Below are 4,359 nucleotides of genomic sequence, written 5' to 3' on the forward strand. Positions count from 1 at the left end.
GAGGATGGCCGGCGCGTGGCCACGGTCGAGAATGGTCACCGTGCCGCCGATTTCCGCCGAGGCCCAGAGGCGCGAGCCGGTCCTGGTTGAACTCGACAAACGCGGGCGCTGGCCCACGGGCAGGGTCTCGGTGACGGTCAGGGTCTGCATGTCGATCAGGCTCAGGCTGTTGTCCTTTTCGTTGGAGACCCAGGCGGTGCTGGCCGCGGCGTGCCCGGCGGCAAGCAGCAGGGCGCATGAAAGCAGGGTGCGGCGCATGGTGGATTCCTTGTTTTTGTTGTGGGGGATCAGGGGTAGCGGCAGGTCACCTCGGGCTGGTCGTAGCCCAGGCTGTCCATTTCATTGAACGGGTGCAGGAAGCCTTCCTGGGGTGACGTGCTGACCAGCGCCCGCGGCTGCACCAGCGGGATGGGCTGTCGCAGTTCGCCATTCCAGGGCCGGTAGCTGAGCTTGCGGCCCTTGAAACCGTCCAGGGGCATCTGGTCGCTGAGCAGCAGTTGTTGCAGGGCCCGGGGTTCGGTCTGGCGCAGCTTGCCCACGGCGCTGGCGACACTGCGCACGGCCATCCAGGCGGCGAAGTCGCGGTCGTTCATCCAGCGTCCGGCCAGGGCTTCAAAGCGTTTTTGCAATTGCGCGGCGCCGAAGGTTTCCACGGTCTTGTGCCAGCCGGTGGCGATCAGGCCCTGGGTGCCGGCCACGGGGCGTGGGTACCAGGTCTGGTAGGGCACGTACTCGCCGAAGTCGCCGCGCTCGTCGGCCACCAGCACCACGTCGTACTCGGCGGTCTGGGTGAACAGCGGCATGTCGGCCTGGGCGCTGCGGCGTTGATCGTTGTCGAAGCTCCAGGGCTTTTCCGCGACGATTTTCATGCCGAAGCGTTTCATGGCCCGGCGCAGGGCGGCGGCGTAGGCCTCGTCCACTGGCGTCTGGCCGACGATCAGCAGTGCGCGCGACCATTTGCGCAGCACCATGAATTGCACCAGGGCGTCGGCGAGCATGGCGCGGCTGGGCAGGCTGTGCAGCACGTTGGGCAGGCACTGGGTGCTGCGCAGGGCGTCGTCGGCGCTGCCGGCGTTGAACAGCAGGCTGTCGGGCAGGGCCGCGCTGAGTTGGCGCAGGCTGGCGCCCGGGGCGTTCACCACAAACAGTCGCAAGCCCTGGGCGTGCTGGGCCTGGGCGGCTTGCAGCAGGGCTTCGGGGCTGTCGACGCTGGCGCTGCTCAGTTGGTAGTCGTGCTTGAGAAAACGCCCGGTGCTGTTGCTGTCGATGATCGCCAGTTCGGCACCCCGCAGCCCGGCGTCGGCGGGCTCGGCGATGACATTGGACAGCAGCGGCCCCGGGTCCGGGCGGTAGCCCAGGTAGCCGATGCGAATCTGCAACGGGCCCTCGTCGGCCTGGCTCTGGGTGGCCAGTAACGCGGCGCTGGCAATCGCCAGCAGGTAGAACAGGGCGTAAGGGGCGAGCTGGCGCATGGGGCACTCCACTGCAGGTAGCGCCAGCATAGGAACCGCGCCGGGTCGGGGGAATATGCAGAAAGTAGCGCCCGGCCAGTACCAAGGTAGTAGCCCGCCCCGGGCGGCGCGGTTTTAGCATGGGTTTCGACAGTCATCATCCACGGCGAGGACGGACCATGCGTATTCTGAAAACCCTGCTCTTGCCGTTGCTGTTGATCCTCAGCCTGATCGGTGTCGACCGCCAGCAGCCGCCACGCCCAGCGCAGCCGTCGAACCTGCCGCTGGTTCCGGTGCGCTAGGCATGTCGGCGCTGTGGCGGATCAACCTCTGGGTAACGGCGTTCTTTGCCTTGGTGACCTTGGCCTGCACCGGTTTGCTGCTGCACCAGGCGGTGGCCGACGTGGAGCGCGAACTGCAATCGGCCGAGGCCGTGGTGCAGTACCTCAGCGAGACCGCCGAGCGCGATCCCGCTAGCCTGCAACCGCGCCTGACCCAAAGCCTGCGCCATGTGCGGGTGCACTGGCTGCAGCCGGGGCAGCAGATGATCCTGGCTCCGGAGGAAGGCCTGGATGCCTGGCTCGGCCGCCAACTGTTCAACGACAGCCGCCACAGCGCCCGCGTCCTGGACCTGAAGGACGGCCGGCGGGTGCTGATCGCCGTCGACCCGGGTGACGAGATCGATGAAGTCTGGGATTCCCTGCAACAGTTGCTGAGCCTGTGCGGGCTGGCCCTGTTGCTGAGCCTGTTGACCATCCGCTGGGCCGTGGGGCGCGGCATGGGGCTGCTGGCGGAGCTGCTCCAGGCCTTGCGCCAGGTGTCCGGCGGCCAGTTGGCGGTGCGCCTGCGGGCCGCTGGCCTGCCGGAAGCGCGGCAACTGGCCGAACACTTCAACCGCATGACCACCACCCTGGAACAGACCCGCGCCGACAACGCCCAACTGACCCAGACCCTGCTGGCGGTGCAGGAACAGGAGCGTACCCACCTGGCCCAGACCCTGCACGACGACCTCGGCCAATACCTGGCGGGCATCCGTGCCCAGGCGTGCCTGCTGCGGGTCGCGGCCGGCCAGCCGACGGTGGTGGCGCAGACCGTCCAGGCCCTGGAACTCAATTGCGAACACCTGCAGCAAGGCTTCCGGGCCCTGGTCCACGACCTGTACCCGGTGGTGCTGCAACACCTGCCGCTGCCCGAAGCCCTGGGGTTGCTGGTCAGCCAGTGGCAAGGCAGCCAGGGCATTGCCTGCCGGTTGCAAGTGGGCCAGCACCTGCCGACCCTGCCTGGCGCCAGCAAGACCCACCTCTACCGCCTGTTGCAGGAAGCCCTGACCAACGTCGCCCGGCACGCCGGCGCCAGCCAGGTGCGGGTGCGCCTGCAACACAATGCCGGGCGCTTGCGCCTGCTGATTCGTGACAACGGCCGCGGCGCGCCACAGCCCCAGCGGCCGGGGGTGGGCTTGTATTCGATGTTTGAGCGGGCCCGCAGCCTGGGGGGTGAGTTGCGCATCATCAGCCGCCCCGGCGCCGGCTGGGCCCTGGCCTTGAGCATTCCTTTGGAGGCGTGATGAATATTTTGTTGGTGGATGACCATGCGGTGGTGCGTCAGGGCTATGCCAGCCTGTTGCGGGCCTTGCTACCGGCGATCCAGGTCCGCGAGGCGGCCACCGGTGAAGAGGCCCTGACCCGGGTGCAAGAAGAAGTGCCGAACCTGGTGATCATGGATTTTGGCCTGCCGGGCATCAGCGGCCTGGAGACCACCCGGCGCTTGCGCCAGCGTTTGCCGCAACTGCGGGTGCTGTTTTTCAGCATGCACGATGAGCTGCCCCTGGTGCGCCAGGCGCTGGACGCGGGGGCTTCGGGCTACCTGACCAAAAACTCGGCGCCGGAAGTGCTGATCGAGGCGGTGCGGCGGATTCTCGCGGGGCACGCCTACATCGAACAGCCCCTGGCAACGCAGCTGGCCTGTGCCCCGCAACGCAACGCCAGCGACCCGCGCTTGCAAAGTATGACCCAGCGGGAACTGGAGATCTTCGTGATGCTGGCCAAAGGCACGCCCGCCCGATTGATTGCGGAACAGCTGTGCATCAGCGGCAAGACCGTGTCGAACTATTTGACCTTGTTGAAGAGCAAGTTGCAGGTCAGCTCCCATGCCGAGCTGGTGCACCTGGGGATTGATATGGGGGTGGTGCGAGTGGCGGGGTGAGGGGTGTATAGTTTGGCAAATTTTGTCAAAAGTGGACAAAGCCATGAGCACCATGAACATCTCCCTGCCGGACGCTCTCAAGTCCTTTGTCGATGATCAAGTCAGCCAGCGCGGCTACAGCACCAGCAGTGAATATGTGCGTGAGCTGATTCGCAAGGATCAGGATCGGCAACATCTGCGTGGCCTGTTGTTGGCGGGTGCTCAATCGGCGCCGGGCACTGCTGTGGAGGGTGACTATTTCGAATCCCTGCGTGCCAGGGTTCGCAAGGCGCGAGGATGAAAGCCAAGCCGGTCATTCCACGCGCCCTTGCCAGCCAGGACGTGGAAGGCGCCATCAACTACTACCTTGACGAACAGGCCGAGCGGGCGGCGCTCGGTTTTATCGATGCTCTGGAAAAGGCCTATGCCCACATCGGCCGCCATCCGGCCTCGGGTATGCCTCGCTACGCCCACGAGCTGGATCTGCCGGGGCTGCTTTGCTGGCCACTGAAGCGCTACCCCTACCTGGTGTTCTACGTTGAACGCGATGACCACATCGACGTATGGCGCGTTTTGCACGGTATGCGGGACTTTCCTGAGTGGTTGGCTGAAGGTGTTTCCCGCTAGTGGCGGGGGATGCCGGGGGCTTTTTGTGGTGAGGGGAGGGGTATATCCGTTGCTGCGGTCACGGCCGCTGAGGGTTTCGCCCTTACGGCGACTCACTTTT

The 4,359-nt window shown here is 66.0% G+C and carries 6 protein-coding genes and 1 pseudogene; 5 read left to right on the forward strand and 2 right to left on the reverse strand.

Annotation, left to right across the window (positions count from 1 at the left end):
- Both M1B34_RS33245 and M1B34_RS33250 read right to left on the reverse strand, forming a co-directional pair.
- A pseudogene (locus M1B34_RS33245) lies at window positions 1-258 on the reverse strand (hypothetical protein); the annotation flags it as partial.
- A gap of 29 nt (window positions 259-287) precedes the next feature.
- Window positions 288-1,472 carry an ABC transporter substrate-binding protein gene (locus M1B34_RS33250; RefSeq protein WP_268267386.1) on the reverse strand — a complete coding sequence of 395 codons (1,185 nt, stop codon included), beginning with the start codon at window positions 1,470-1,472 and terminating at the stop codon, window positions 288-290.
- Between the two features lie 158 nt (window positions 1,473-1,630).
- On the opposite strand from M1B34_RS33250, the gene M1B34_RS33255 reads away from it, so the two are divergent.
- The 5 genes from M1B34_RS33255 to M1B34_RS33275 are packed head-to-tail and all read left to right on the forward strand — an operon-like array spanning window position 1,631 to window position 4,259.
- Window positions 1,631-1,753: a hypothetical protein gene (locus tag M1B34_RS33255; protein ID WP_268261825.1), complete on the forward strand. Its 123-nt coding sequence runs from the start codon at window positions 1,631-1,633 to the stop codon at window positions 1,751-1,753.
- 2 nt (window positions 1,754-1,755) lie between these two features.
- Window positions 1,756-3,015 carry a HAMP domain-containing sensor histidine kinase gene (locus tag M1B34_RS33260; protein WP_268267387.1) on the forward strand — a complete coding sequence of 420 codons (1,260 nt, stop codon included), beginning with the start codon at window positions 1,756-1,758 and terminating at the stop codon, window positions 3,013-3,015.
- On the forward strand, window positions 3,015-3,653 hold the full coding sequence (locus tag M1B34_RS33265) for a response regulator (protein WP_123331257.1): 639 nt from the start codon (window positions 3,015-3,017) through the stop codon (window positions 3,651-3,653). The genes M1B34_RS33260 and M1B34_RS33265 overlap by 1 nt, the downstream gene beginning before the upstream one ends.
- Before the next feature lie 43 nt (window positions 3,654-3,696).
- A complete protein-coding gene (locus M1B34_RS33270) occupies window positions 3,697-3,933 on the forward strand; it encodes a type II toxin-antitoxin system ParD family antitoxin (RefSeq protein ID WP_159897652.1) in 237 nt (78 codons plus the stop codon).
- On the forward strand, window positions 3,930-4,259 hold the full coding sequence (locus M1B34_RS33275; protein WP_268267388.1) for a type II toxin-antitoxin system RelE/ParE family toxin: 330 nt from the start codon (window positions 3,930-3,932) through the stop codon (window positions 4,257-4,259). Before M1B34_RS33270 ends, M1B34_RS33275 begins: the two co-directional genes overlap by 4 nt.
- Window positions 4,260-4,359 lie beyond the last annotated feature (100 nt).

The sequence above is a fragment of the Pseudomonas morbosilactucae genome (genome assembly GCF_023241715.1).
GTDB classification, from domain to species: domain Bacteria; phylum Pseudomonadota; class Gammaproteobacteria; order Pseudomonadales; family Pseudomonadaceae; genus Aquipseudomonas; species Aquipseudomonas morbosilactucae.